General features: G+C 53.6%; 1 protein-coding gene. It reads left to right on the forward strand.

Features of this window, described 5'->3' with window-relative positions; translation table 11 throughout:
- Positions 1-61: 61 nt before the first annotated feature.
- Positions 62-416: fatty acid cis/trans isomerase (locus tag ACYP03_RS24280; RefSeq protein WP_459782409.1), on the forward strand; the 355-nt coding region annotated here is incomplete at its 3' end.

Raw genomic sequence — 416 nt, forward strand, 5'->3', positions numbered from 1 at the left:
TGTTTCACATCTTTATTTTCCTGATGCTGAGCCAGCGTCTGATCAGACCCCATTTTTCAGAATCGTACGGTCGCGCACAGCACCAGGAAAACCAGTGGATGTCATTGCCACCCGTCGTCCCTTTGATGATCCGGGTGTCAAACGGGTTTACTATCGCATTCTGCCGGTTCGGGAAACCATTGTGGACAAAACCCACATGCCCTTCGCCCTTACCAACGAGCGCATGGCTCGCCTGAAAGCACACTTTATTGAGCCAAACTATACCGTAAGCGCTCTGCCAGGCTATACCCCAGAGCTTGCCGCCAACCCTCTGCTCGCCTTTGAACAACTTCCGGTGGGTGCCCGTTACCGTTACATGATAGATAACGCCCGGCACACTATTATGGGGTTCATCAAAGGGCCTGTCTGCCGGGGCC

The sequence above is a fragment of the Photobacterium sp. R1 genome (genome assembly GCF_054600795.1).